17 protein-coding genes and 2 pseudogenes are annotated in these 26,877 nt (G+C 71.8%); 6 read left to right on the plus strand and 13 right to left on the minus strand.

The annotated features are described in order from the left end of the window. Nucleotides 1-636, plus strand: a pseudogene (locus tag KBI5_RS06425) (glycosyltransferase family 1 protein); the annotation flags it as partial. Nucleotides 637-759: 123 nt separating this feature from the next. Here KBI5_RS06425 and KBI5_RS06430 read toward each other — a convergent pair. The 3 genes from KBI5_RS06430 to KBI5_RS06440 form a co-directional block, all read right to left on the minus strand. Beyond that, complete coding sequence (locus tag KBI5_RS06430; protein ID WP_232234888.1) at nucleotides 760-1,359, minus strand: RyR domain-containing protein; 600 nt, start codon at nucleotides 1,357-1,359, stop codon at nucleotides 760-762. A gap of 100 nt (nucleotides 1,360-1,459) precedes the next feature. Next, nucleotides 1,460-5,428 (minus strand): DUF3367 domain-containing protein, encoded by a 3,969-nt coding sequence (locus tag KBI5_RS06435; protein WP_085014562.1) that lies wholly within the window; start codon nucleotides 5,426-5,428, stop codon nucleotides 1,460-1,462. A gap of 185 nt (nucleotides 5,429-5,613) precedes the next feature. Continuing rightward, nucleotides 5,614-6,567 (minus strand): dolichyl-phosphate beta-glucosyltransferase, encoded by a 954-nt coding sequence (locus KBI5_RS06440; protein WP_241882704.1) that lies wholly within the window; start codon nucleotides 6,565-6,567, stop codon nucleotides 5,614-5,616. A 726-nt stretch (nucleotides 6,568-7,293) separates the two neighbouring features. Between KBI5_RS06440 and KBI5_RS06445 the strand changes: the two genes are divergently transcribed. Next, on the plus strand, nucleotides 7,294-7,779 hold the full coding sequence (locus tag KBI5_RS06445; protein ID WP_023840457.1) for a hypothetical protein: 486 nt from the start codon (nucleotides 7,294-7,296) through the stop codon (nucleotides 7,777-7,779). Here KBI5_RS06445 and KBI5_RS06450 read toward each other — a convergent pair. From KBI5_RS06450 to KBI5_RS06460, 3 genes and pseudogenes are all read right to left on the minus strand, one after another. Beyond that, nucleotides 7,722-8,210 (minus strand): ribose-5-phosphate isomerase, encoded by a 489-nt coding sequence (locus tag KBI5_RS06450; protein ID WP_011435608.1) that lies wholly within the window; start codon nucleotides 8,208-8,210, stop codon nucleotides 7,722-7,724. The genes KBI5_RS06445 and KBI5_RS06450 overlap by 58 nt on opposite strands. Before the next feature lie 19 nt (nucleotides 8,211-8,229). Next, a pseudogene (locus tag KBI5_RS28635) lies at nucleotides 8,230-8,313 on the minus strand (disulfide bond formation protein DsbA); the annotation flags it as partial. A 161-nt stretch (nucleotides 8,314-8,474) separates the two neighbouring features. Continuing rightward, on the minus strand, nucleotides 8,475-9,608 hold the full coding sequence (locus tag KBI5_RS06460) for an AI-2E family transporter (protein ID WP_241882696.1): 1,134 nt from the start codon (nucleotides 9,606-9,608) through the stop codon (nucleotides 8,475-8,477). A 412-nt stretch (nucleotides 9,609-10,020) separates the two neighbouring features. Between KBI5_RS06460 and pepN the strand changes: the two genes are divergently transcribed. Beyond that, nucleotides 10,021-12,570 (plus strand): aminopeptidase N, encoded by a 2,550-nt coding sequence (pepN, locus tag KBI5_RS06465; RefSeq protein ID WP_085014590.1) that lies wholly within the window; start codon nucleotides 10,021-10,023, stop codon nucleotides 12,568-12,570. Between the two features lie 77 nt (nucleotides 12,571-12,647). Here pepN and KBI5_RS06470 read toward each other — a convergent pair whose 3' ends face one another. The 6 genes from KBI5_RS06470 to KBI5_RS06495 form a co-directional block, all read right to left on the minus strand. Further along, nucleotides 12,648-13,085, minus strand: coding sequence for a DUF5130 family protein (locus tag KBI5_RS06470; protein ID WP_011435605.1), 438 nt, complete (start codon nucleotides 13,083-13,085; stop codon nucleotides 12,648-12,650). Continuing rightward, the gene (locus tag KBI5_RS06475) at nucleotides 13,072-13,512 is read right to left on the minus strand and encodes a hypothetical protein (RefSeq protein WP_241882697.1); all 441 of its coding nucleotides are present in this window, start codon (nucleotides 13,510-13,512) and stop codon (nucleotides 13,072-13,074) included. The genes KBI5_RS06470 and KBI5_RS06475 overlap by 14 nt, the downstream gene beginning before the upstream one ends. A 10-nt stretch (nucleotides 13,513-13,522) precedes the next feature. After that, nucleotides 13,523-15,910 carry a 4-alpha-glucanotransferase gene (gene malQ, locus KBI5_RS06480; RefSeq protein WP_241882698.1) on the minus strand — a complete coding sequence of 796 codons (2,388 nt, stop codon included), beginning with the start codon at nucleotides 15,908-15,910 and terminating at the stop codon, nucleotides 13,523-13,525. Beyond that, a complete protein-coding gene (locus KBI5_RS06485; protein WP_023840452.1) occupies nucleotides 15,907-17,589 on the minus strand; it encodes a HAMP domain-containing sensor histidine kinase in 1,683 nt (560 codons plus the stop codon). The genes malQ and KBI5_RS06485 overlap by 4 nt, the downstream gene beginning before the upstream one ends. After that, entirely contained in the window at nucleotides 17,586-18,305 is a 720-nt protein-coding gene (locus KBI5_RS06490; RefSeq protein WP_085014567.1) for a response regulator transcription factor, read from the minus strand. The genes KBI5_RS06485 and KBI5_RS06490 overlap by 4 nt, the downstream gene beginning before the upstream one ends. 136 nt (nucleotides 18,306-18,441) lie before the next feature. Continuing rightward, nucleotides 18,442-19,707, minus strand: coding sequence for a mechanosensitive ion channel family protein (locus tag KBI5_RS06495; RefSeq protein WP_241882705.1), 1,266 nt, complete (start codon nucleotides 19,705-19,707; stop codon nucleotides 18,442-18,444). Nucleotides 19,708-20,188: 481 nt separating this feature from the next. Between KBI5_RS06495 and KBI5_RS06500 the strand changes: the two genes are divergently transcribed. Then, complete coding sequence (locus KBI5_RS06500; protein ID WP_011435599.1) at nucleotides 20,189-20,704, plus strand: HNH endonuclease; 516 nt, start codon at nucleotides 20,189-20,191, stop codon at nucleotides 20,702-20,704. A 129-nt stretch (nucleotides 20,705-20,833) separates the two neighbouring features. Continuing rightward, nucleotides 20,834-22,366, plus strand: coding sequence for an SDR family oxidoreductase (locus tag KBI5_RS06505; protein WP_085014569.1), 1,533 nt, complete (start codon nucleotides 20,834-20,836; stop codon nucleotides 22,364-22,366). A 62-nt stretch (nucleotides 22,367-22,428) separates the two neighbouring features. Here KBI5_RS06505 and KBI5_RS06510 read toward each other — a convergent pair whose 3' ends face one another. Further along, on the minus strand, nucleotides 22,429-24,552 hold the full coding sequence (locus tag KBI5_RS06510; RefSeq protein WP_085014570.1) for a SpoIIE family protein phosphatase: 2,124 nt from the start codon (nucleotides 24,550-24,552) through the stop codon (nucleotides 22,429-22,431). 397 nt (nucleotides 24,553-24,949) lie between these two features. On the opposite strand from KBI5_RS06510, the gene KBI5_RS06515 reads away from it, so the two are divergent. Beyond that, on the plus strand, nucleotides 24,950-26,854 hold the full coding sequence (locus KBI5_RS06515) for a glycoside hydrolase family 13 protein (RefSeq protein ID WP_116289853.1): 1,905 nt from the start codon (nucleotides 24,950-24,952) through the stop codon (nucleotides 26,852-26,854). The last annotated feature ends 23 nt before the right edge of the window (nucleotides 26,855-26,877 follow it).

Consider the following 26,877-nt stretch of genomic DNA (forward strand, 5'->3'; position numbering starts at 1 on the left):
CTGGAGAAGACCCTCGACGCGGCGCTAAGGCTACTGGCCGAGCCGCCCGCGGCGGCCGAGCTGCGCGCGGCGGCCCGCGCCTGGGCGGCCGGGTTCACCTGGGACGCCAGCGCCGAACTGCTGGCCCGGGTGGTCACCGCCGAGATCGACCGACTGGCCGACCCGGCGGCGAAGCGGGCCGAAGCAGGAGAACAAGGCCGCGCGCCGCAGCGGGGTCGGGGACCGGATCGGGGCCTGGAGCGCCGGCGCCGGGACGATGACCTCACGCACGCCCGTTTCACCCTGCCGGTCGGCACCTCCCGCCCGGCGTTGCGCCGCACGGACCTGGTGTACCGGCCGGATCCGACCGGCCCGGAGATGATCGCGCTCCTCTACGGCGCCGGCCCCGCCGCCGCACGCACCGCCCTGACCCGGGCCGGAGTCGGGGTCGGCGCGCTCGCCGACCTGCGGCTACGCCCGGCGACCGGCGAGGACCTGCTGTTCGCGGCCAGCCGTGACCTGGCGGCATCTCCCCCGGATCCGGGTCCCGGTCCGATCCCGACCGACAACCGGGGCGATCAGGCGAAGGCCGGAGCGCGACGAGCAGCCTCGAACATGCTTTCCACGGAGCTAGCGGGAAAACCAGGTGACCGTTGATCGGGACGGTACCCAGGGGGCTGACACGAAAATAAGGTGACCGGTGCGCTCAGGCTGCGGAGGTCTTCGGGGTCATCGGCGGACAGCGGCAATGCGCCGACGATCGTCGCGGCCGTCAGCCGCTCACCGGATAGCCGCCTCGGCCGCGGGTCGCCGGGTGATGCACAGATCGGCCCGGGCCAGAACGGCCGGCATGTTCCGGATCGCGTCGCGGTCCCGATCACGGTCCTCTTCGGTCAGCTCCTCCCAGTCCACCATCGACGGGTGACGCTTGTCCGGGCCGAGGTCCTCGCGCACCGGACCGTAGGAGTAACCCTGCCGCTCCTTGTGCTGCCGCCACCGGTCGTGCTCGGCCCGGGCGAGCTCCTCGACCTCGGCGGCGGACAGCGAAAACGGATCGACAGCCGGATCGACGTCCTGCTCGGCCGGTGTGCACACCCAGCCACGGTTACGCAGCACCGTCTCGTAATGAACCGCCTGATCACGGTTGGCTTCCCGCAGCGCCTCGGAGAGCTCCGCCCAGGGCCGCAGTCCGGGCCTCGATCCAGCCGCGTGCCGTTTACCGAGCTCATGCTCCAGATAGCGGTCGTGGATCGCCCGCGCCAGCTGCTCCACCAACTCCCCGTCGCCCAGGACCGACGGCGTGCCGCCGACGCCGCCATCCCCGCCCACCGCATCGGCCCAGGCCGGGCGCGAGGCCCCGATCGGCCGTAGAGCATCCACGCGGACTCCACGCACGGCACGCCTGGCTGTGATCATGACCGGATGTCTCCCTCAGGAACAGACGGTGGACGACGTCCGAACAATCGGCGCCACGAAAACGCTAACCGAGTCCCTTGCTGTCGGTATAGGGATTGCGAGTCCTATGCCCGACATCGGACCCGGCTCGGGCGCCGAAGTGGGCGCCGGCGCCCGAGCCGGCGGGACGGTCCCAGGCCCGCCCGGCCAACGCGGCCAGCACCGCCRCCAAGGCCAAGGCGCCGAACACCTGGACCAGCGGCCCGAACGCCCCCTGCCCGGATCCGGGCTGGCTGCCGGGCTGCGCCGCCACCCCGATTCCCGCGCCAATCATGGCGACCGCGGCGCAGCGGCCCCCCGCCGCGGGCCAGCGCCGACCGACCAGGACGAACACCGGTACGGCCAGCGCCACCGGGCCCGCCACCAGCGCCACCGCCAGCATGGCGAGCACCGTCCACCCCGCACCGGCCACCGGCGGGGACACCGTCGCCCGGCCCAGCCGGCCCAGCCGGCGCGGCCTCAGCAGCGCCGGATAGCCGTTCTCGTCGGATCGTGGCCGTAGCCGGAACCGGGCGGGCAGCACGGCGAGCACGACCAGCACCACGACCAGCAACAGCCCCACCACGAGGTTGCGGCGGTATTCCGCACCGGGCGCGTTGTCGATGACGATCGTGCCGCCGGTGCCGGCCGGGACGATCCAGCCCTGCTGCCAGCCGTCGAGGCGCAGCGGGGTCAACGCCACGCCGTTCAGCTTCGCCGTCCACGAGGAGTTGGCGTTCTCCCGGACGGCGAGGAAGGCGCGGTCACCGGCGCCGATCTGGACCGTCCGGTGCTCCGCTGTCCACTCGTGCACCGTCGTCGCCCGCGGCGTGGCCGCGCTCACCTGGGCGCCCGATCCGACCAGCGCGATCGCGTCGACGAGGATGGAGGTCGCTCCCTGGTCGACGCCGAGCAGGTGCGGCCCCGCCGAGAGCCGCAGCGTGCCGCCGTCGGTGCACAGCGACACCCGCACCGGCCGCACCGAGGTGACGTCGCTGTCCCGGCCGGAGATCCGCAGGGGGTAACGGGTCCCGTCGACGACCAGGGTGGGGCCCTGGCCGCAGTCGACCAGCAACGGAGTGTCACCCGCTGGGGGTGTCCCCCGCGGCGGGGGGATGAAGCTCGCCGAGCCGCTCATCGTGAAGGTCATGTCCCGGGGCACCTCGAAGCGCCGGGACAGCGCCAGCTCCTCCGAGCCGCCGAACGGCTGCGCCGGGTCGACCCGCTCCCGGGCCATCGAGAAGGCGACCAGCCCCCCGTCCGGCGCGGCGAAGCGCCGGGCCACGTCGGTGGGGAGCTGCGCGTAGTGGCGGAAGGTGACCCCGGGGATGGTGATCTCCCGAATACCGGCGCCGAGGGTGTCGTCGGTCTCCTGGCCGACCCGCGCGAACGTGATGCGGTACCAGCGGCTCGGCCCCGCTGGGACGGCGAGGCGCTGGATGTCCTCCACCGGACGCACCTCGGTGACCACCGAGCCCGCCTCGCTGGACACCCGCAGCGCCTCGACGGCCGGCCGCCACGAACCCTCGGACAGCAGCCGCACGTCGAGGTAGGGCACGGTCATCCGCCGGCCGGCATCGAGCTGGATCCACTGCCCGGCCGACGTCGTGCCCTTCGTGCGCTGTGCCGTCCACGCGGTCGCGGCGAAGCCGTCGACGGCCGCCGGTGGCGCGAGGTCCGGCGCGGCGAGTAGGTCGTAGCCGTAGGAGGACGCGGTGACGGACATGCCGCCGACGTAGCCCGCGACCGTCTGGTGGCCGGCGACGTCGGCCTCGGCCCACTGGTGGGGCTCCCCCGTCTTGCCGACCGCGGTGCCGGTGGGCCCGAGGAGGTACGAAGCGGCGTCGTGGACGAGTCCGAAGGTGCTGTCGCGCCGGGTCAGGGTGTCCGTGTCGACCCAGGCGGTCGTCGGGCCGATCACCTCCCCCGGCGCAACCTTGATCGCCGCCGGGCTCGTCGAAGACGCCACGGCGGCGGACGGATCGGTGCGATCCGCGGCGAGGTCCGCGGCGAGCACGGCGGCCCGGTCGCTGCTCAGCAGGCCCTGCCCGGCGAGCTGCACCGTCGCCTCGGGGCCGCCGGAGACGACGACGGCGGTGTCCGCCGGGTAGGAGCCGACAAGCTTCGCGCCGCCCGGGACGGTCCAGACCTCCAGCGCGGGTACCCGCGCGGTCGGGTTACGCAGCTCCGGGACGAGCCTCTCCTTCGCCGAGGCGCGCGCCGGCACCTGCGGGCCAAACGCGGCGGTCAGGGTGAGACCGGAGGAACGCAACGCCCGGTGGAGCTCGTCGGTGGACGGGGGGACGTCCCAGTTCTTCTGTTCCAGGTCGTTGCGGARCAGGATCTGGCCGATCCCGGCCCGGGCCAGCGCCGGGGCGAGGCCCGCGGCGGACCCGGTGGCGAGCTGGTGCTCGATGCCGTCCATCAGCCGGGTCACGCCCGTGCCACCGAGCGGGATCAGGCCGCGGACCCCCCACGGCGTGCGGGCCAGCCACTGCAGCGGCTCGTCGAGCGGCCGGCCCCACTCGTACTCGGCGAACGGCGAGCCGGGCAGCACCAGTGCCCGGCCGTCCTGGGGATGGGCGGCCAGCCAGTCCGCGGCGGCCACCCAGTAGTCGGGCACCCGGGCGAACGGCCGGGGCTGCAGCGCCCTGCCGGCGAGCGCTGGCGTCATGCCGCAGACCAGCGCGGCCACGGTCAGCACGACGGGGACGTTCACCGCGACGGTCACGATCATGTCCGCGGTCCTGCCGTGCCGGCGGGAAGCCCCGCGGGTCGTCCATCTCCGCACACGGGCGGTGAGACTGACAGGTCGGACCGTCAGGGCGTGCGCGATCCCCAGGGCTATCGGCAGGCGCACCACCGGCTGGAACTTGTAGACGTTGCGCAGAAAGCCCAGCTGGTCACCGAGCAGGTCCCGCACCACGCCCGCCAGCGGGCTGCCCGGATGCCCCGGATAGGCCGCAGCCACCGAGACCGTGCCGGCGGCCAACGTCACCAGCAGGAACCGGCGGGCGGGCAGATCGGCCCGGGACAGCCCCCACAGCCCGATCGCCGCCACGGCTGCCGATCCGATGATAGGCACCGGCCGGGACACGTACTCGGTGGCGGCCGGCAGCCAGGGCCTGGGTAACTGGACATACGCCAGCCAGTCCGTCGCGCCGCGCAGGGCTTCCGCCACCGACGTCGTCGCCGTGGTCGTCTGGGCGGTCTCGGTGAACGCGAGGAAGTTCAGCCCGTAGCGGCCCTGCACCATCAGCGCCAGCAGCCACCAGGCCGAGGCGAGGATGACGGCGACGACCCACCAGGCCCRCAGCGCCCAGGCCCGGCGGGTGCCGCCGGCGAACACAAGGACCGCCGCCGGACAGAGCAGGACGCACAGCGTGACCGTCGCGTTGATTCCGCCGGTGCCCAGGATGGCGAGTCCGGACAGGGCAGCCGCCCGTCGCGGGGACAGCCGCCGGCCCGGGTCCAGGGCGGGATCGTCAGYGGCATCGACATCATCGACGGCCGTGGTACTGGTGGTGGCGGCCGTACCGGTGTCGGCGCCGAAGGCGCCGTCCGGACGCAGCGCGAGGATGAGCGGCAGGGTGATCCACGGGAGCATGGCGGCGCCCGCGAGCGCCACGGAAGTCGCCCCGATCTTGCCGAGGAACATCGGGGACAGGGTGTAGGCGAGTCCGGCCAGCACCCGGGTGCGCGGTACGCCGAGCCGCAGGGCCTCGGCCAGCCGCACGACCCCCCAGGCGGAGACGGTGAGGAGCAGCGCGATCCACAGCCGCTGGGTGACCCAGGCGGGTATCCCGAGCAGGTCACCGGCACCGAAGAACGGTCCCATCGGGAACAGGTAGCCGACGTACTGGTTGGGCAGGTAGCCGAACTCGGCGAGGGAGTTCCACAGGTGGGTGGCCCGMCCCATGAAGCCCCACGGGTCAAGGGGGACGTCCAGCTTGGTGTCGGCGGTCAGGTTGCCGGGGGCCTGGAGCAGAAAGAGCACCATAAAGCCGGCGGCCATGCCGAACAGGGGCCGCCGTGACGTCCGCGTGTCGCGGCGACGCGGCGACGCGGCGACGGCCGGGGCTGCGACGGCCGGGGCGGGTGACGGCGCGCCGAGGCCCTGCGCCGTCGTGGGGGTGCCGGCGGCGGGGGAAGGGATCGCTTACTCCAAAGGATAAGGATGGGGTCCGGTTCGCCGGACCTTCATACAGCCTTCCGAGGCAGCGGAGTCACACCACCCAGGTCCGCGGGCAGGCGCAGGGGCTTCTCGACGCCCCCCACGGCCGCCGTGAGGACGGCGGGCGGCGGCCCGGCGGTCACCGGTTCCGCGGGGGCCGGGACGCTCACGGCAGAAGGCGGGACTCGGACCTGCGCGGCGGGGGACGCCCCGTCGCCCGGACGAACCGGCGCTGCCGCGGCGGCGGGCGACTGCACCGTGGGACGCGTCACTACGAGGYCGGGAGCGGAGCGGTTCAGGTACCGCCGGGCGCGCATCACGTCGACGAGCATCGCGGGGGTGTGCCGGGTCACCCGGAACGTGCCACCGGGTATCTCCGCCCATCGGACCGGGACCTCGGCGATCCGGTAGCCGATCGACCGGGCGATCGAGAGCACCTCCACGTCGAAGCCAAATCCGGAGGAGCGCGCAAGGCTGAACAGCAGCTTGGCCTCGGGGCCGCGGAAAGCCTTGAACCCGCATTGGGTGTCGGCGACGTCCAGGCTGGTCAGGGACCGGATGATCTGGTTGAAGGCCCAGCTGCCGACCCGCCGGCCACTGCTGCGGACCGCACCCGCCCCAACCCGGCGCGATCCGAGCGCCACTTCGGCGTGCTCCAGCGCGGCGAGGAGCAGAGGAAGATCATTGACGTCGGAGGCGCCGTCGGCGTCCAGGAAGGCGATCGACTCACCGTGCGCGGCCGACACCCCCATGCGGACCGCGGCGCCCTTGCCCGAGTTCCACGGCAGCCGCAGGACCCGACCACCGGGCAGATCCGCGAGCAACTCCTCGGCGATCGCAGCGGTGCCGTCCGTACTGCCGTCRTCAACCACAATCACCTCGGCACCGGGGATCCTGTGCATGACCGAGATCAGCGGGGGTAGCGAGCCGGGCAGGCGCATCGCCTCGTTGTAGGCGGGGATGACAACGCTCACAGGCACGCGGTCCAAGACTCACTCCTAGGCCGCGACGACGGAGCCGATGACTGAAGCCACCGAGGCGCAGCGGTTGGTGACGGCCGATCGAGATCAGCAAACAGTTTTAGGCGTTCTACCGAAACGCGGCAAAGTATGCATGCTAGAGTTTCCTTTTGTTTCATTTACTGGCAATGTGACACAATGGGCATCTCTTGAGTACAGGTGGACATCTATTGAGCGTACGTTGGACTATCAGACGTTCATCTGGCGATGTGTAGCATACGGATGAGGCAGAACARCTCGGACAGGGGGTGGCCGATCCCCCGGAGCGCCTCGGATCATCCTGGATCGGACGGTCGGCCAGGTCGCGGTGCGGCGACCCGGCGCCCGCGGGCGTGCACGCTGCGGAGCAGAAAAACGCGGCAGGCGGGCCGGCGGGGGACCAACCGCCGACACCGGGTACGGATTTGCGAACCGTGGATCGGCGACGCCACGACGATTCCGGGGCCCGGCGTCGACCGGACCGGACCGGAAACGGTCGGGCTGTCGCTGTCGGGCGACCCGCCGGTAGCACCCGGGACGGTGAACTTCCGGAGACCTTCGGAAATGGAAGGATGGAGATCAACCTGTCGCGGGGGATAACCGCGCACCGGCGGATTTCCGACGTCCACCCGCGTCACGAGGCCTCCCCGAGCGGCCCGCTTCTGGGATGATCCACCAAGGGTTCCGGCCAGGGCGGATGGAGGAGCCATGCCACGACCCGAGCGCGCAGGTCGGGCCCGGTCGCATGCGGCCGGGGCGGGCGAGGCGGACGCGCAGCTGCGCGGTCTCATCGATGCGGGTCGCAGCAAGCTGCCCCCGAGAACGGCGATGCGGGCCCGCGACGCCGCCCGGCCCACCGACGCCGACCTCGCCGAGGCCGAGCGATCGGTGGTACTGCATCGCGGATCACGCCCCGCACCGGCGACCCCGTCGACCAGCCCCACCGACCCGGTCCGCCGCGGCGGCCCCAGCAGCGCCGGAGCCGGTCGTGCCGAAGCCAGCAGCGCCGGAGCCGAGAGCGCCACGACCGACCGCCGCGGCCGGGGTGCCCGCAGGACCCGCCGACGCTCCGACCGCGGATCCGCCGGACCGCATGAGAGCGGCCCTGCCGAGACCGGGTCCTCGAAGAACAGGTCTCAGGAAGCCGACGAGGCCGACCCGGGCACCGACGGTACGTCCCCGGTCCGCTCGTAGGCCGAGAGCATCCGAAGCCGCCGCACGTGTCGTTGCTCCCCGCTGAACGGCGTGGTGAGGAAGACCTCGGCGAACGTCAGGGCCGCCGTGACGGTGTACATGCGCGCGCCGAGGCTCAGCACGTTGGCATCGTTGTGCTGGCGGGCCAGCGTCGCCGTCTGCTCGCTCCATGCCAGGGCCGCGCGCACCCCGGCGACCTTGTTCGCCGCGATGGCCTCCCCGTTGCCCGATCCCCCGATGACGATGCCCATGCTGCCCGGTTCGACAGCGGTGGCGGCGGCGGCGGCGAGGACGAACGGAGGGTAGTCATCGTCGGGGTCGTACTCGACAGGACCATGGTCGACGGGCGCGTGGCCCAGCTCCACCAGACGCTCGGCGAGCGCCTCCTTCAGGTGGAAGCCCGCATGGTCAGATCCCAGATGGACACGCATGATGTGTCATCATGCCCGATCACGTGAGGATCGGGTCCTGGTCCCAGGTCCGTTTGAGCTCGTGGAAGCCGGGGGTAGCAGCGACGAGCAGAACTCCGTCCCAGAAGACCGCTTCGGTCGCGTCCGYGGGCAAGGGTACGGACGTGGGTGTGGGTGTGGGTGTGGGTACGAACGTGGCCGCGGGGGTGTCGAGAGTTTCGGCGCTCATGTGGTCTCCTCGGTCGACGGCACCGTTCGACCGGGATCAACCCGTCGGGGTGGTGGTCACTTCCCGCTCACGGCGAGATAACCGGCGACCCTGTTCACCATGGCAGCGAACGGAACGGCGGCGATGGCACCGGGGATGCCGGCCAACACGCCACCGGCCGACAGCRCGATGACAATCGCGAGCGGATGCAACCGCACCGCCCGCCGCATGACCAGCGGCTGCAACAGGTGCCCCTCGACCTGCTGCACGGCCAACACGACACCCAGAATGATCAACGCATCCGGCACGCCATTCGAGACCAGGGTCACCAGTACCGCCGCGGCGCCGGCCACCGTCGCCCCGACAATCGGGACGAACCCGCCGAAGAACGTCAGCAGGGCCAGCGGCGCGACGAGCGGGACACCCACGCCGACCAGGCCGATGGTGATACCGATCGCGTCGACCGCCGCGACAAAGACCGTCCCACGAATGTAGCCGGTCAACGTGTTCCACGCCTCCCGACCGGCGCCACGCACCCGCTCCTCCGCTCCGTCCGGGAAGCGGGTGACGATCCAGTTCCAGATACGATCCCCGTCGTACAGGAAGAAGAAGGTCGAGAACAGGGTGACGAGCAGGCCGGTGAGCACCTCGGCGGCCACCGAGGCGCCGGAGATCACCCCGGAGACCAGGCGCCCCCGGTTGTTCGCCAGGCTCTTGCGGATGTCGTCGACCAGATTGTCGATCTGGCTCTGTGACAGGTGGAGCGGACCGTTTCTCAGATAGCCGCGGATCTGCTCGACGCCCTCGCTGACCTGATCGCTGACCGTGGGGATCTCGTTCGCTGCGTTGAAGCCCACCGCCACCCCGGCACCCACGAACACCGCGAAGAACACGAACAACGCGGTGAAGGCAGCGCCCAGCCGGTTMATACCGAGCCGCTGCAGCCGGTGCGCGAGCGGATGGATGAGAGCGGCGATGAGCAGCCCGGCGATGAGCGGAATCACCACGATCCGGACCCGTCCCACGACCATCAGCAGGATGTAGATGGCCGCGCCCGTGACGATCAGACGCCACGACCAGCCCGCCGAGACCCGCAGCGCGACCGGGATGTGATAGTCGGCCCGCCGAGCCGGGGACTCCCCCCCGCCGGCGGCCCGCGGCCCGCCTGGTGGCTCGGATGCCGCCGCCTCGGGCATCGGCGCGGTGGGCATCGGCGCGGTGGACGACCCACCGCCGGCCGGAACGGCTGAGGCCCGGCGAGCCCGGTGAGGGCGCCCGGGGACGCGACCGAGCCCCGCCACCCGTCTCACCGGCGGCTCCCTTCCTGTCCTGCCCTCTTCCTGCCTTCCCGCGACCGCGCGGACATCCCGATCCTCCCGCAGGCTGGTCACGCGGAAGATGTCGCCATCGTGCCGCATCGGCGACCAGCGAGAGCGGGCACCCCGCGCCAATCACCACAATCCACCATCTCCGGCACCGGTACCACGGCCGACGGCCCGACCACCACGTCCCCGACCACCACGTCCCCCGGCGGCGACCGTTCCCCTCATCGGCGTGGGAGACTGGGAACACGGTGATGACCGTGTGCAGTCCTGCAAGTCCGTGCCGTCCGAAAGGAACCGGGTGCCCAACAACCTCACCCGCGACGAGGCGCGCGAGYGCGCCCGCCTGCTCAACGTTGCCTCCTATGACGTCGAACTCGACCTGACGACCGGCCACGAGACCTTCCGCACGTCAACCGCGGTCATCTTCACCTGCGTCGAGCCTGGGGCGTCGACGTTCATCGAGCTCGCCGCCGCGAAGGTCGACGAGGTCGTTCTCAACGGAGCGCCGCTCGACCCCGCCGCGGTGTTCGACGGCGAGCGGATCCGGCTCGATAACCTCGCGGAGTCGAACCGGCTCACGGTGGTGGCGGACGGCGTCTACTCCCGCACCGGTGAAGGCCTGCACCGCTTCGTCGACCCGGTGGACGAGGCCGTTTACCTCTACACCCAGTTCGAGACGTACGACGCGCACCGGATGTACGCCTGCTTCGACCAGCCCGACCTCAAGGCGACGTTCACCCTCACGGTCACCGTCCCGGCGGACTGGAAGGCGATCTCCAACAGCGCGGTCGCCGCGGTGGCGGAGGCCGCGATCGGGGTGCGCACCATCCGCTTCCTGACCACCCCGGTGATGTCGACGTACATCACCGCGCTCGTCGCCGGCCCGTACCACGAGGTCCGCGACCACCACGACGGCATCGACCTGGGCCTCTACTGCCGCCGATCGCTGGCCGAGTTCCTCGACCCCGCCGAGCTCTTCGAGATCACCAAAGCCGGGTTCGACTTCTACCACCGGGTGTTCGACTACCGGTACCCGTTCGGCAAGTACGACCAGTTGTTCGTGCCCGAGTTCAACGCCGGGGCGATGGAGAACGCCGGCTGCGTGACCTTCCTGGAGGAGTATGTCTTCCGGGCGAAGGTGACCGAGGCCCGCCGCGAGCGGCGCGCCGAGACGATCCTGCACGAGATGGCGCACATGTGGTTCGGTGACCTGGTCACCATGCGCTGGTGGGACGACCTGTGGCTGAACGAGTCGTTCGCCACCTACATGTCGGTCCTCGCCCAGGTGAACGCGACCCGCTTCACCAACGGCTGGACGACCTTCGCCAACGCGGAGAAGGGCTGGGCCTACCGCCAGGACCAGCTCTCCTCCACGCACCCGATCGTCGCCGACGCCCCGGACATGGACGCGGTACGGACGAACTTCGACGGCATCACCTACGCCAAGGGCGCCTCGGTGCTCAAGCAGCTCGTGGCCTGGGTCGGCCAAGAGGAGTTCCTCGCCGGGCTGCGGGCGTACTTCCGCCGCTACGAGTACGCGAACACGTCGCTGCGCGACCTGCTCGACGAGTTGGAGAACGCCAGCGGGCGGAACCTTACCGCCTGGTCCGCGGACTGGCTGGAGACCACCGGCGCGAACACCCTGCGGCCGCGCTTCTTCACCGACTCCTCGGGCCTGTTCACCTCGTTCGACGTGGTGCAGGAGCCGGCGTCGGCGCCGCCGACCGCCTCGCGCACGCTGCGCCCGCACCGGCTCGCGATCGGCCTTTACGATCGGGACGCCACCGGCGCGCTGGTCCGGCGGGAACGGGTCGAGCTCGACGTGACGGGCAAGCTCACCGAGGTCGCCAAGCTCGTCGGTGCCCGCCAGCCGGATCTGATCCTGCTCAACGACGACGACCTCACGTACGCGAAGGTGCGCCTCGACGAGCGGTCGCTGGCCACGCTCGTCGAGGCGATCGGCGCCATCTCCCAGTCACTGCCCCGGACGCTGTGCTGGGCGGCGGCCTGGGACATGACCCGCGACGCCGAACTCGCCGCCCGGGACTACGTCCGGCTCGTGCTGTCCGGGGTGACCGCTGAGGACGACATCGGCGTGGTGCAGTCGCTGCTGGCCAAGGCGGACCTGACGATCGACACCTACGGCGACCCGGCAAACCGGAAGCCCGCGCTGCGCGCGCTGACGGAACGCGCCGAGGAGCTGGCGCGCGCCGCGGCCCCCGGCAGCGACCTGCAGCTCGTCTACACCACCTCCTTCGCCCAGGCCGAGGAGGCCGACCAGGTGGCGCGGATCCGGGCGCTGTTCGAGGGCACCGACGTCATCGAGGGGCTCGTGCTCGACACCGAGCTGCGCTGGACCCTGCTGACCCAACTCGTCGCCCGGGGCGTTTACGCCGACGCCGAGATCGACACGGAGCTCGCCCGCGACCGCACCGCCACCGGCGAGAAGCGAGCTGCGACCGCGCGGGCGGCACGGCCGACCGCGGCGACGAAGGCCGCAGCCTGGTCGGCGGTCATGGACTCGGACACCCTGTCGAACCACTTGGCCGCCGCGACGATGGGCGGTTTCTGGATCTCCGACCAGCTCGAGCTGACCCGGCCCTACGTGGACCGTTTCTTCGACGAGATCGCTGGGATCTGGGAGACCCGCAGCTTCGACATGGCCTCCACCATCACCCAGATGCTGTTCCCGGCGTCGGTGATCGAACCGGAGACGGTGGCGAAGGTCGACGCCTACCTGGCCGAGCACAACCCGGTCCCGCCCCTGCGGCGGGCCCTGCTGGAAGGCCGCGACGGGCTCGTCCGGGCGCTGGCCGCACGCAAGAAGGACATCGAGGCGGCGGCGTAGCGTACCCGCATCAGGCCGGTCGGAGCCGGCCGGGCCGGGAGGAGCCGGCCGGGCCGGCTCCTCCGGGATCAGCGGGGTCAGGGCGTCGGGCTGACCGCCAACGAAGGCTGCGTCGGGGGGAGGGTCCCGGCGGCTGCGCCGCCCGCGCCACCTGCCGCGTCCGCGAGCTGGCGGATGCCGGTGATCAGGCCGCCGACCAGATCGCCCAGCGCGAAGCTGGAGGCCATCGTCAACGCGGCGAGCCCGGTGGCCGAGTCGCTGATCCGCTTCCTGGCGGCCGGGGTCGTGGCGATCCGTACGAACCGCTGCCCGGGCGAGACGAGGATCAGCACGGCGGCATCCCGCCCCGCGTCGTTGACGAGGTTCGCGAGGATCCGCTCGGCGGCGAGCCGGACGTCGCCGCGCACCGCGCCGATCCGGATGCTGACGTGGATGCCGGTACGCGTCTCGGCAAGCTCCCGGGCCCGGTTCAGCCGGTCGAGCTGCTCGTGGGTGAACGGCTCACCAGTTGCCACTGGCACCACCCGCGCCGGGAAGGGCGGTCTTCGTCTGCTCGCCCTCGATCTCCTCCGGCTTGGAGCCGATCCAGATCTCGTCGTGCTCCCAGGGCTGCCCCGGGCGGTAGCGCACCGGCCCGCTCTTGCGGCTCGACCACGCGGCCAGCAGGATCGCGATGACGAACCCACCGACGATGGTGCCGCCGTAGATCGCCCATGACTGCACGGCCGTGAGCGGATCGGGGTTGTAGGGGGTTCCGATCTCCCCGGCCGAGGCGCTCACCGCGAACACCGGCACCGCGAACAGCGCGAGGCCGACAACGGTGAGAACCCGGCGCGGCRCGATCCTGGATCGCGACCCCGGCGCGGGGTGTGCCCCCGGCCACGGGCGGGAGGTGCCGGCGAACGGCAGCCATCGGGTCTGGCGCGGTCGACGTCGAGTCACGCAGCGAAGATTACCGGGAAATGGGGTTACGGTCCTCGTCTGGGGATGCCGCACCGGTGGACGACACGCCCCGGACCTGGGCAACCCGGACCTGGGCGAGGAACTCGCCAAGCCGGCGCACGTCCGGATCGGTCAGCAGACGTTCCACCGTAACCGGCCGACCGGCGGAGTCGGTCACCGGGAGCCGCCAGTTCGGATAGGCGTCGGTCGTGCCCGGCAGGTTCGGCTGATGCCGGTCGCCCAGCGCGTCACCCGGCGACCCGAGCACGATGCGGCACGAAGACCGCACCAGCAGCCGGTGCAGCGCGAAAACGATCTCCTGCCGAACGGCGGGGTCGAACTCCGKCCGGCCGCGCCCGCCGGGGTTCCCCCGTCCGCCGAGGCCCGCCGCCGCGCCCGCCGGATCCACCAGCCCCTCGGATCGCACCAGCTCGACCAACGCGTCCCRCTYGGCTCGCCAGCCGGCCGCCTCGGCCTCCTCCGAACGCCCGAGCAGCCCCAACCGGGCGCGGGTGCGCACGTGCTCGCCCTCGAGGTAGCCGGCGGCGGTGGGCAGGTCGTGCGTGGTGAGGCTGGCCATCGTCGCCGCCCGGTACGCCGTCGGCGGCAACGGGCGGCCCTCGGCGTCCTGCTCGAACCACAGCACCGTCGAACCCAGCACGTTCATGCGGGCGAGCGTCGTCGCCACCGATGCCTCGACGGTACCCAGATCCTCCCCGACGACGACGGCGCCGGCACGGGCGGCCTCCAACGCGAGCAGGCCGAGCATCGCCTCGGCGTCGTAACGCACGTATGTCCCGTGAGCGGCGCCCGCCCCAGCCGGAATCCACCACAGCCGGAACAGGCCGAGGATGTGGTCGACCCGCAGCCCGCCGCCGCGGCGCAGCACCGAGGCGACCATCTGACGCAACGGCGCGTACCCGGCCTCGGCCAGGGCGTCCGGCCGCCACGGCGGCAGCCCCCAGTCCTGGCCCTGCTGGTTGAAGGTGTCCGGTGGGGCCCCCACGCTCGCGCCGACGGCGAGAACGTCCTGCAGCGCCCAGGCGTCCGCACCGCCCGGATCGACGCCGACGGCCAGGTCGTGCACGATCCCGGCGGCCATCCCGGCGGCCCGGGCGGCGGCCTGCGCCGCGGCGAGCTGCTGGTCGCAGCGCTGCTGGAGCCACACGTGGAAGGCGACACGGTCGGCCAGCTGCGCCCTCGCCTCGGCGACGGCGGGCGCGCCCGGATGAGCGAGACGCGCCGGCCAGGTCCGCCAGTCCGGGCCGTACCGCTCGGCGAGCGCGCTCCAGGTCGCGAAATCGATCAGGTCGGACCCGGCCGGCTCGGCGGCGGGCTCGGAAGCGGCGGACCCGGCGGATGCCACCTGCTCGCCGCCACGCCGGAAGACCTCGAAGAGCAGTTCCAGCGCGGCCAGCTTCGCCCGCCACACCGCGTCCCGATCGAGCAGACCGTCCCGCCGCCCGTCGCGACGGGCGCCGCGGGCGAGCTTGTCAACGGCAGCCCGGGTGGCGGGATCGGCCCGGGCGTACTCGGGCGTCCGCTCCGGTCGCAGGTAGAGCGGGGAGACGAAACGGCGGCTTGCGGGCGAGTAGGGGGACGCCGCGACGGGCAGGGTCGGCGCACCCGCATGCAGCGGATTCACCAGCAGCACGTCGGCACCCGCCCGGCCCGACCAGTCGGCGAGCGTCGCGAGATCGCCATAGTCCCCCATCCCCCAGGACGACGTCGAGGTGAGCGCGTAGAGCTGGATCATCCAGCCCCAGGCGCGGGCCGGCGGGGCGAGGGCGGCGGGGCCGGGCACCGCGGCCGGCACGGCAACGACCTGGCAGCGATGCCGCTCGGTTCCGGCGTCGATGTGCAGCACGTGGTCCCCCAAGGGCAGACCCGCCGGGAGCCCTATCGGCCGGGCGACCCAGGGCACGCCGTCGAGCACCCGCTCGGCCAGGGGGGCGCCAGGGGGATCGAGGACGATTCGGCCGCCGGTGCCGAGCTCCAGCTCAGCGTGTGGAATGATCTCCACGGGCGTGTGAACGACCACCGGGCGCGGTGCTGCGGCGACGACGACGGCGCAGGCCGGCACCCGGCGTCGCCAAGGCCGCTCCAGCGCCGCCGCGAGCGCTGCGGCGGGATCCGTCGGATCGACCCCCGCCAGCCGCAGGACGGCCCGGACGGTGTCCGGCGCGACCTGTACCGGGACACCGTCGGCCCCGAGGTAGGACGTCGCCACGCCGGACACTGCGGCGAGTTCGGCGAGGACCGGGTCGATGGTGGGGTCCACCACCGGCGTCCCAGCGGGCTGCGGTCCCGCCGGGGCGGTGGGACCGGCGGGGGACGCGGGGGACGCGGAGGACGCAGACGCGGATGCGGTGGGCACGGCGGGGCAGTCGGAAGTCACGGCCTGGGATTCTCGCCCGCGCGGTCCGGAGGCGAAGCAGCGCCGTCCGGCGGGTTCGGCGCCGGACCCGGTGTGGTGGCCGGGCCCAGCGGACCGGGGTCGTCAACGACCGGCAGCCGCATCCGCAGCAACGCCCCGCCACTCGGGGAACTCTCCGCGGTGACGGTACCCCGGTGGGTGTGCACGGCATCCGCGACGATCGCGAGGCCGAGCCCGGATCCGGGCAGGCCCCGCGCGGAGGTGGCCCGGTAGAAGCGGTCGAACACCTGCACGCGGTCCTCCGGCGCGATGCCCGGTCCGTCATCCGCGACGGTTACCTCGCCGTCCCGGGAGCCGACCCGGACGACGGAGGCGGGCGGCGAGAACTTCACGGCGTTGTCGAGCAGGTTGGTGATCGCCCGTTCGAGCATGTTCGCCCGCCCGTCGACCGTCGAGGGAGTCGCGTCGAGCTCGATGCTGATGCTCTTGCCGGTGGCGCGGCGCCGGGCCCGTTCGGCCGCGGCTCGCACGATCTCCGCGAGATCGAGCCGTTCCACCTCCTCGGTGGGCGCCTCGTCCCGGGCGAGCTCAACCAGTTCGCTGACGAGGCCGGACAGTTCGCGCATCTGCGCGTCCACGTCGCGTAGCAGTGCCTCATGGTCGGCCGCGGGCAGCGCGCGATGCGGGTTCGCCTCGGCGCGCAGCAACAGTTCGATGTTCGTACGCAGGCTCGTCAACGGGGTGCGCAGCTCGTGGCTGGCATCGTCGACGAGCTGGCGCTGGCGGGCCCGAGATGCCTCCAGCGCGCGCAGCATGCTGTTGAGGCTCTCCGCCAGCCGGGTGATCTCGTCGGATCCGGTCACCGGGATGAGCGCCGACAAATTCTGGGTACGAGCGACCTCCTCGGCGGCCGCGGCCGCGGCGTCAACGGGTTTGAGCGCGGCACGTGCCACGATCTGTCCGGCGAGCACCGAGCCGACCACCCCGACGATCCCGACGACAAGCAGCACCAGCGCGAGGTCGCGCAGGGTCCGGTCGACGTCGGTGGTCGGCCGGGCGAGCTGCAATGCACCGCCGGACGCGGGACGTTGCAGCGGAACCGTGACAAGCCGGTAGGACTGCCCGTCAACGGCGATCGTGCGCAGGTTCTGGGCCCGCTCCCGCCGGGCCACCTCGGCGTCGGCGGAGTCGACCGGGATCCGCACGCTGTTCCAGGACGAGACGGCGTTCTCCAGCGGATTGCCGGCGGCGTCGAGGAACTGGCCCTCCAGCCCGAAGCTGAACGCCTGCAGTTCCAGCCCCAGCGGGCTGGTCTGGATGGTGCGCGCCGACGCCTCAGCCTGCTCTACGAGCTGGTCGTCGATGGCCTGGTTCAGCACGATGCTGGTCGCCCCCAGCGACACCCCGGCGACGACCGTCACGGCGGCAGCCACCGCCATCCCGACGAGCAGGGCGAGCCGGGCCCGCAACGTCAGCTGACCGAGCGGGGAGGAAAACCGGATCCTGGGGTGACGTCCCGGGTGGACCCGCCGCGCGAACCCGTCCAACCGGCCGGCGCGCCCGTTCACCGCCGCATGCCCCGCTACCGGCTGCCCCACCGCCGGACGACCCGCTACCGGCTGCCCCACCGCCGCATGCCCCGCTGCCGGCTGCGGCCACCACGGCGAGGGCGCGGCCCCCTGGTCGGGGGCACTGCTCACGCCCGGTCCCCCGACGGCTCACGCAGCACGTAGCCAACTCCGCGCACGGTGTGCAACAGCCTGGGCTCGCCGTTCGCCTCGAGCTTGCGGCGCAGGTAGCTCACGAAGACCTCCAGCGAGTTCGACGTCGGGCCGAAGTCATACCCCCAAACCCGCTCCATGATCATGGAGCGGGAGAGCACCTGACGCGGATGAGCGAGAAACAACTCCAGCAGCTCGAACTCGGTCTTGGTCAGAATCAGCTCCCGATCACCGCGGGTCACCTGGCGGCTGACCTGATCCAGACAGACCCCGCCGTAGCGAAGCGTCGAGTCGGGGATCCCTCTGGACCCGGCCGCCCGCACCCGCGCGGCCAACGCCGCCCGGCGGATCAGTGCCCGCAACCGGGCGAACAGCTCCTCCAGGGCGAACGGTTTGACCAGGTAGTCGTCGGCACCGACGTCCAAGCCGCTGACCCGGTCGGCCAAGCCGTCCCGAGCGGTCAGCATGAGCACCGGGACGTCGTCGCCCTGGGCCCGCRGCCGACGGCAGGTCTCCAGCCCGTCCACCCGGGGCATCATCACGTCCAGCACGACGATGTCCGGCCGCTCGCGGCCGATGACATCGAGCGCGTCCGCCCCGTCCACCGCCGTGGCCACCTCGTACCCCTCGAACCGCAGTGAGCGTTCCAGGGACTCCCGGACAGCCGCGTCGTCGTCCACCACCAGTACCCGCACGCCCCCAGTCTGCCTTCACCCGACGCGGTGATGGTGCTGCGCGGGGCCGGTCTCAGGAAGACGTACCGCGATCCTCAGGACGGTTTCAGCCACCRCAAGCCCGGACAGACCGACCGGCACGCCCAGGYCGACCAGATCAACCCCTCAGGTGCGACGGGCCGGGGGCGGGCGGGTCGATCCGTGCCCGCGGCAGATCCGTCCCCTGAGCGTCCGCGTCACCCCCGCCGACCCCGGCATCCGGATCCGCGTCGTCCTCCTCACGGCTCCCGGYGGTCTCCTCGTCGTCGTCGACCATGGTCACCTCACTGCGTTGCACGGAACCGAGCTCGATGCCAGCCGCGCCAAGCGAGGTCCGGACCCGCTCACGCAGCTCACGCGCGACCTCCCACTGCTTGAGCGGCTGGGTCTTGATGGCGACACGCAGGGTGTAACCGTCCGAGGTCATGGTCTCCATGCCCCAGACCTCGGGCTCGGCGAGGATGAGGCTGCTCCACTTCGCGTCCGCCCAGAGCTCGTTCGCCGTCCGGGCCAGCACCCGTTTGGCGGTGGCGACCTCGGTGTCGTAGTCGAGCGGAACGTCGAGCACGGTCCGTGCCCATTGCTGGCTCTTGTTACCGACCCTGGTGATCTCGCCGTTCCGGACGTACCAGACGGTGCCCTCGACGTCGCGCAGTCTGGTCGTCCGGAGACTGACCGCCTCCACGGCGCCGGAGACCGGACCGAGATCGATCACGTCTCCCACCCCGTACTGGTCCTCCAGCAGCATGAACATCCCCGACAGGAAGTCCCGGACGAGGTTCTGCGCACCGAAACCGACCGCGACTCCCAGCACACCGGCGCTGGCGACGATGGGGGCGAGATTGATGCCCAGCTCACCCAGGATGCTGAGGAATGCCAGGCCGAAGATGAAGATGGACGTCACGCTGCRCAGCAGCGAACCGACCGTCGCCGCACGCTGACGGCGCCTTTCCATCAGCACTGCCGGGTCGCCGAACGCGCCCAGCAGAGAGCCGGCCCGGGAACTCCGGAACAACCCGCCCCAACTGCCGGAACCAGTCCGTTCGGTGGCGTGTCCGATGTCGGTGGTGCGCCGGATGAAGCGGTGCAGCAGCGCCCGCACCACGAACGCGATCACTAAAATGAGCGCGATGCGGATCGGGGTACCGAGGAACACCTCAGCCCCGGAGGCGAGATAGTTACTGTGGGTCGTGTTGTAGACGGTGCGACACAGCAGCCCCGGATCGGTCCCGCAGGCGTCCCGCAGCGCGGTCGCGACGCCCTCCAGGGACACCAGCGGGTCGGAGGTCACCGACGGGCTCGGCGAGGGCAGCGGGGTGGGCGTCGTCAGCCCGGACGTCGGGCCCGGCGATCCGGTGGGTGACGGCGAGGCGGACAGCAGCATTCCCAGCGACGGGATGAGAGGCTGAGCCAGCAGGGACGGGGCGGGCGTCACGGCGTCGATCGTCCTTCCGGTAGATTGCGATCATTCGGAGTTCCCCGAGCCGGCCGAGGTCACCGGCCCTCCCGCGCTCGCGGCGGCCGGGGCGGCGGCCGCAGGTCAGTCTCACCCATGCCGGTGGCCCGGCGGTGGGGGCCCCGATCCGGTCGACGGACGGCCACGCTCCGGCCCAACCACTCTCCAACCCAACCCGGCCAGGTCTCCCACTACACTCAAAAAAGCACTTTCCGTATTGATATGGTCACAGAATGGTCGCCCACATGTGACAAAGGCCACGAGATATGTGCAGCGCCACGGCACGAAAGGCGATGACCATGCAAACAGGCTCGCGTTCTGCCGCGGAAGAAGGTTGACTATCCATTGTCACCGGAGACGCTGGGCAGAACGGCCCGCAAAGGGCCCTCGGTGGGCAGGAGGTCGGCGCGTGGCAGAGGCGCTGGTTCTCAATGCCACGTACGAGCCTCTGTGCGTGGTGTCGCAAAGGCGCGCGCTGGTGCTGGTCCTGACCGACAAGGCCGTCATGGTCGAATCGGCCGGGCAGGTTCTTCGGTCCGCGACGGCATCCATCGATGTCCCGATCGTGGTCCGGTTAGCGCGTTTCGTCCGGGTGCCGTACCGCTCGCAGGTCCCGCTAACCCGTAAGGGTGTGCTGGCCCGCGACCATCATCGCTGCGTGTACTGCAATGCTCCGGCAACATCACTGGATCATGTCATTCCACGCTCCCGTGGGGGCCCGCATGCGTGGGAGAACGTCGTGGCGGCCTGTGGCCGCTGCAACCATCTGAAAGCCGACCGGGCCGTCGCTGATCTCGGCTGGCGGCTCCGCACGGCGCCACGGGCGCCGAGCGGAGCCGCTTGGCGCATTCTGGGCTCCCGTCGGATGGATCCACGCTGGTCGGCCTACCTGAGTACCGACGTGACCGAGGCCGCCTCGGCCTGACGGCGCCCGCCCGGGGCGTCCCTGCCCGCCCGGGGCGTTCCCCGCCTGTTCGAGGCGTTCCCCGGCACGGCGACGGCGGATCGGCCGGGTGCCAGGGTACGGCGGGGCCTACCGGGGCAGGTAACCAGCGTGCGCATCCTCGTCACCGGGGCGACCGGGTACATCGGCGGCCGGCTGGCTCCCCGCCTGCTCGACCGTGGCCACCACGTCCGGGTCATGACCCGGGATCCCGTCCGGCTGCGGGACATCCCGTGGGCCGTCCGGGCGGAGGTCGTCCGCGCCGACGCCCGGGATCCGGAGTCGTTGCGGTCCGCACTCGACGGGATCGAGGTCGCCTACTACCTCATCCACTCGATCGACAGTGGTGGTGACTTCTCCGCGGTCGACCGGCGGGCGGCGAACGCCTTCGCCGCCGCGGCCCGGGCGGCCGATGTCCGCAGGATCGTCTACCTCGGCGGGCTGGGCCCGGCGACGACGGGTGGCACGTCCGCCCATCTGAGCTCCCGCCAGGAGGTCGGGAGGATCCTGCTCGGCTCGGGGGTTCCGACGATCGTGCTGCGTGCGGCGGTCGTCATCGGCAGCGGCAGCGCCTCGTTCGAGATGCTGCGCTACCTGACGGAGCGCCTGCCGGTGATGCTGACGCCGCGCTGGGTGCGGACCAGGATCCAGCCAATCGCCGTCCGGGACGTGCTGCACTATCTGATCGGCGCTCTGGACGTCCCCGACGAGGTCGAGGGCACCTTCGACGTGGGCGGCCCGGACATCCTGACCTATGCGGAGATGATGCAGCGCTTCGCCGCCATCGAGGGGCTGCGGCGCCGGATCATCGTCCCGGTTCCGATCCTGTCCCCCGAACTGTCCTCGCTGTGGGTCGGGCTCGTCACCCCGGTGCCGGGCGGCATCGCGAGGCCGCTCATCCGTTCCTTGCGCAACGAGGTGGTGGTCCACGACCACCAGGTCGCCCGCTGGATCCCCGATCCTGCCGAGGGACTGCTGCCCTTCGACGCCGCGGTGGCCCTCGCGCTGGCCCGGGTGCGGGCGCGTTCGGTGAAGACCCGATGGTCGACGGCGGTGTGGCCGGGTTCGGGAGGCGCATCGGACGACGGGGACGGCGCCGGTGCCACGCACCCCCCGAACGAGCCCCTGCCGACCGACCCGCAGTGGGCCGGGGGATCCCTCTACGTCGACGAGCGCAGCATGGCCGTGGCGGCGCCGCCGGYCTGTCTGTGGCACGTCATCGAGGGCATCGGGGGCGACAACGGCTGGTACTCGTGGCCCCTGGCCTGGTCCGCCCGCGGCTGGCTGGACACCGCCCTCGGTGGCGTCGGTCTGCGCCGGGGTCGGCGTGATCCGCAGCGGGTGCACGTCGGGGAGGCGCTGGACTTCTGGCGGGTCGAGGAGATCGAACCGGGCCACCTGCTCCGGCTGCGTGCCGAGATGAAGCTGCCTGGCGAGGCATGGCTGGAACTACGCTCGATGGTGGACTCCGAGGGCACCACGACCTACTCGCAGCGCGCGAGTTTCCTGCCCCGCGGACTTCCCGGGCAGCTCTACTGGTGGTCGGTCAGCCCGTTCCACGCGGCCGTCTTCGGTGGAATGCTGCGCAACATCGTGCGCAAGGCCGAGGACGAATGGGCCGCCCGCGCCGTCGCCACCGCCTGATCACGCGGCCTTGGCCCGGCTCGTCAGGTGGCCCGGCCCGTCAGGTGGCCCGGCCCCGGATGCTATCCCCAGCACCGGCCCTGGATCGGCGGGTCGAGAGGAGGCTTCCGGGACGGGCCCGCCGAGGGAGACGGATCGGGTCCAACGATCGGTCTCGTCGGGCCGGCAGCACCCGGCTCCTGGTCGGGTATCTCGATGTCGAACCAGACACGCTTGCCCCCGGGGGTCATCTCCACGCCCCAGGCCAGCGCCAGCGCCTCGACCAGCAGCAGGCCCCACCCCGACTCGGGCTCGGGTTTGTTCTCCGCGGCCGCGCCGGGCCGGGGCAGACGCGCGCCTTCCCGGTCCTCGACACTGATCCGCAGCCGACCGGGTTCCATCGACGCCCGCAGTACCAGATCACTGCGGGCGTGCAGCACCGCGTTCGTCACCACCTCGCTGACCAGCAGCGTCGCGTCCTCGACGGAGGTGATCCCGCATTCGGCGAGGACCGAACGCATCGCTGTCCGGGCCTCGCCTGCCGACGCGGCCACCGCGGGCAACGCGAGTTCGAGCAATGGCGGGTTCACGGCCTGCGTGGTGAGCACCACCATGGCGGTGTCGTCGTCGGTCCGGGCCGGGAGATCGGCGGCGATCAGGCACCGTTCGAGCAGCGTGCGGGCGGTCTCCTCGACGGGGCCCTCGCCGGGGCCGTTGACGGTGTCCGGACCGAACCAGCTACGCGCCGCGAAGTTCACCCTGCGCGCCCGGCGCCGCCGGTCCGCCCAGGAGCGGCGTTCCGGCACMCCGGGGGGTGGGCCGAGCGACGGGCCGGGGGCCCGCCGATCCGTCCCCGCCTTCTCGGTCCGTTCCGCCTTCTCGGTCCGTTCCGCGCTCATGCCCTCGCCCTCGCCTCCGGCCGCCACGTCGGCACCCGCTGCGACTTCGACCGCCTCGAGGCCTACCGCGGCAGCCCGGGCCCGCTGTGTGGTAAGACCGCGTCGAAGATTGTCCAGGCCGTCCACGAGCGGTCGGCGTCGCGACTCCACCAGGCCGTCGGTGAACATCACCAACGCCGATCCGGGTGGAAGCGCGACGGTCGTCTCGCTGAACATCGCCCCCTCGCAGACTCCCAGCGGGAGCCCGGGGTCGAGCACCAGATAGTCGGGGTCCTCGTCGGGAAGGATCACCAACGGCGCGAGATGGCCGGCACTCGCGATCGTCGCCCGGCCGGTGTTCCGGTCATAGACGGCGTACATACAGGTCGCGAGCTGGAGACCGGGCAGCAGGCCGACGACCCGGTCGAGCCGGGTCAGCACCTCGACGGGGCTCCAATCCTCCAGGGCGTAGGCGCGCAGCGCCGCCCGCAGCTGGCCCATCACCGCCGCGGCATGCAGGCCGCGGCCCATCACGTCACCGATGGCCACCCCGACCCGTCCCCCGGCGAGCGGTATGACATCGTAGAGATCGCCTCCCACCTCCGTGCCTGCCGTCCCCGGCCGGTACTCCATCGCGATCTCGACCCCGTCGAGTGCGGGGGGATGCGCCGGCAGGAGCGACCGTTGCAGGGTCAGCGCGGACTCCTGTGCCTCGCGGAAGCGTTGTGCGTTCTCCAGCGCGACGGCCCCCCGCCGGGCGAAGTCCTCCAGCAGGTTCACCTCCGCTCCGGAGTAGAAGCCGGTGCTGCGCCCGACGGTGATCGCGCCGAGGATCCGGCCGTGCGCCGGCAACGGGACGGTGACGGTTGGACCGCTCTGGATCCGGCGGAACTGCTGGTAGGCGAGCTCGTACGGGAACAGCGGCACCGGGCGCAGCTCGTCGAAGTCCGGCAGACAGTACGTCTGGCCCTCACGCATGACGATGCCCGGCGGGAATTCGTCCGCGAGCTGGGGCGGCCGCGTGGCGACAATCGCCCGCATAATCTTGCCGACTTTCGGGTCGTGGAAGACCGAGGCACCGAGCCTGACCTGGTCACCCTCGCGCAGCCACACCAGGGCGCCCGTGCCGAGGCGGGGCACGGCGAGTCCGGCGATCAGATCGACGACCCGATCGGGGTCGAGGGAGGTGCCGAGGACGAGACCGGCATCGGCCAGGAAGGACGGATCGGAGCCGCCCGATCCGTCGTCATGGTCCCCCCGAGCACCGTGACACAGCGCGCGGACGGCCTCCCGCGCGGCCCGCAGACCTGCGGACGCCGACCGCCGCACCTGATCGGACCTCCGCGACTCACTGACGAACCCTGATATACCGGGCGCTTGGGGCGAACTCCCGGTGGATGGTTCCGACGTCACGGGCACACCATCACATCCCCGACCGAATCCGATTCCCGGTACCGCTCCGTAACAGCCAGTCACCCGGTCCATCTGCGGAAGTCTAGTTCGGATATCGGATATCACGCATCGGGGGAACGTCGACCCGAGCCGCAACCAGCACCCCATCGCCCTACCTTCGCCCCCACCGACCGAGTTTGATGCTGGACAGGCATCGCCCGACCGAGGAACACGCRCTCCGCCGCGCCGTCCCGACGCGGCGGAGCGGTCCCTGGATAGGCGCACAACAGGGAGCATCTGTCCTAAAAGGACCAGAAAAGCCAGAAGGAGCCAGATGAGGACACATCATTCTGTTGAGGGCCACTCCACAAAGGCACCCTCATCTACCAAGAGAGATAAAATATCTTATTTCTGCCCTCGATCTAGTGTCCAGCGCGGCCACCGAAGCGACGCGGGCGAGGGCAATGAGAACACCGAGGGGAACGAGGGCGCCGAGGCCAGCAAGGACAACAGCGCGGGAGCCGGCGACGCCGGGGAACTGGATCGCCCGAATGGCGCCGACGGCCGGGGGCGGTCGCCCGGCCAGGACGGGACGTGGTGGCGCCGGGCCGTCCTGTACGAGGTGTACCTTCGCAGTTTCRCCGATTCCGATGGCGACGGGATCGGCGATCTGGAGGGGCTACGGCGGCATCTGCCCGTGCTGGCGGAACTCGGCGTCGACGCGATCTGGATCACGCCCTTCTACTCGYCCCCCATGGCCGATCACGGGTACGACGTCGCCGACCATCGCGGCGTGGATCCGCTCTTCGGTGACCTCGCGGACCTCGACGCCGTGCTCGCCGACGCCGCCGAGACCGGGCTCGCCGTGCTGATCGATCTCGTGCCGAACCACTCGAGCTCGGCGCATCCGGCGTTCCAGGCGGCGCTCGCGTCCGCGCCGGGCAGTCCCGAGCGGGGGCTCTACATCTTCCGCGACGGCCGAGGCCCCGGCGGCGAGCAGCCTCCGAACAACTGGGAATCGGTGTTCGGTGGATCGGCCTGGACGCGGGTGGCGGACGGCCAGTGGTACCTGCACCTGTTCGACGCCGAGCAGCCCGACTGGAACTGGGATCATCCCGCCGTCCGCGCGGACCATGCCGCGACGCTGCGGTTCTGGCTCGATCGAGGGGTCGACGGGTTCCGGATCGACGTGACCCACGGGCTGGTGAAGGACACCGAGCTACGGGACAACCCGCCCGGCGCCCGGTTGGCTCCGGACAGCGGGTTCCGCGAGGAGCACGAGCCCCGGGTCTGGGACCAGGACGGGGTGCACGAGATCTACCGCGAGTGGCGCGCGATCACCGACGAGTACACCGCCCGCGACGGGCGTCCCAGGGTCCTGATCGGGGAGACCTGGGTGCGCGACCCGGCCCGGCTCGCCCGCTACGTGCGACCGGACGAGCTGCACCTGACGTTCTCGTTCTCCCTGCTGAGCATCCCCTGGTCGGCGGCGGCCTGGCGGGCCGCCATCGACGCCGAACGCGCCGCGCTGACGGCGGTCGGCGCGCCGGGCACCTGGGTGCTCGCCAACCACGACGTGGTGCGGCCGGCGACCCGTTACGGCGGCGGTCCCACGGGGACCCGCCGCGCGCGCGCCGCTCTGCTCACGCTGCTCGCGCTGCCCGGCACCGCGGTGCTGTACCAGGGCGACGAGCTGGCGCTGCCGCAGGCCGAGGTGCCGCCTGCCGCCCGTCGCGACCCGATCTGGACGCGGTCCGGGGGGACGTCGCCGGGCCGGGACGGCGCCCGGATCCCCCTGCCGTGGTCGGGGGACGCGCCCCCCTACGGATTCACCTCGGCCGGCGCCGACCCGTGGTTGCCGCAACCCGCCGACTGGGCGGACCTCGCGGTCCTCGCGCAGGCGGCCGACCCGATGTCGACCTGGCTGCTTGTGCGCAGCGCGCTCGCCCTGCGCCGCGCCCTCCCCCACCTGCGTGGCGACGACCTGCGCTGGCGGAACGACTCCCCGGCCGGATGCCTGGCCTTCGACCGCCCCGCGCCGGCAGGCTCGTCGGTGCCCCCGACCCCGCCCACCTCGGTGGGGTCGGCCAGTATGACATGCGTGACGACGACCGAGGGGGAGGCGGCGATTCCGCTGCCCGGACGGCTGGTGCTCGCCAGCGGACCGGTGGGGTACGACGGCGCGACCCTGACGCTGCCCCCCGACACGACGGCGTGGATCGCACCCCGCGACGGCTGAGAACACCCGTCGCCCGGATCGGA

The organism is Frankia sp. KB5, assembly GCF_002099325.1.
Taxonomy (GTDB): domain Bacteria; phylum Actinomycetota; class Actinomycetes; order Frankiales; family Frankiaceae; genus Frankia; species Frankia casuarinae.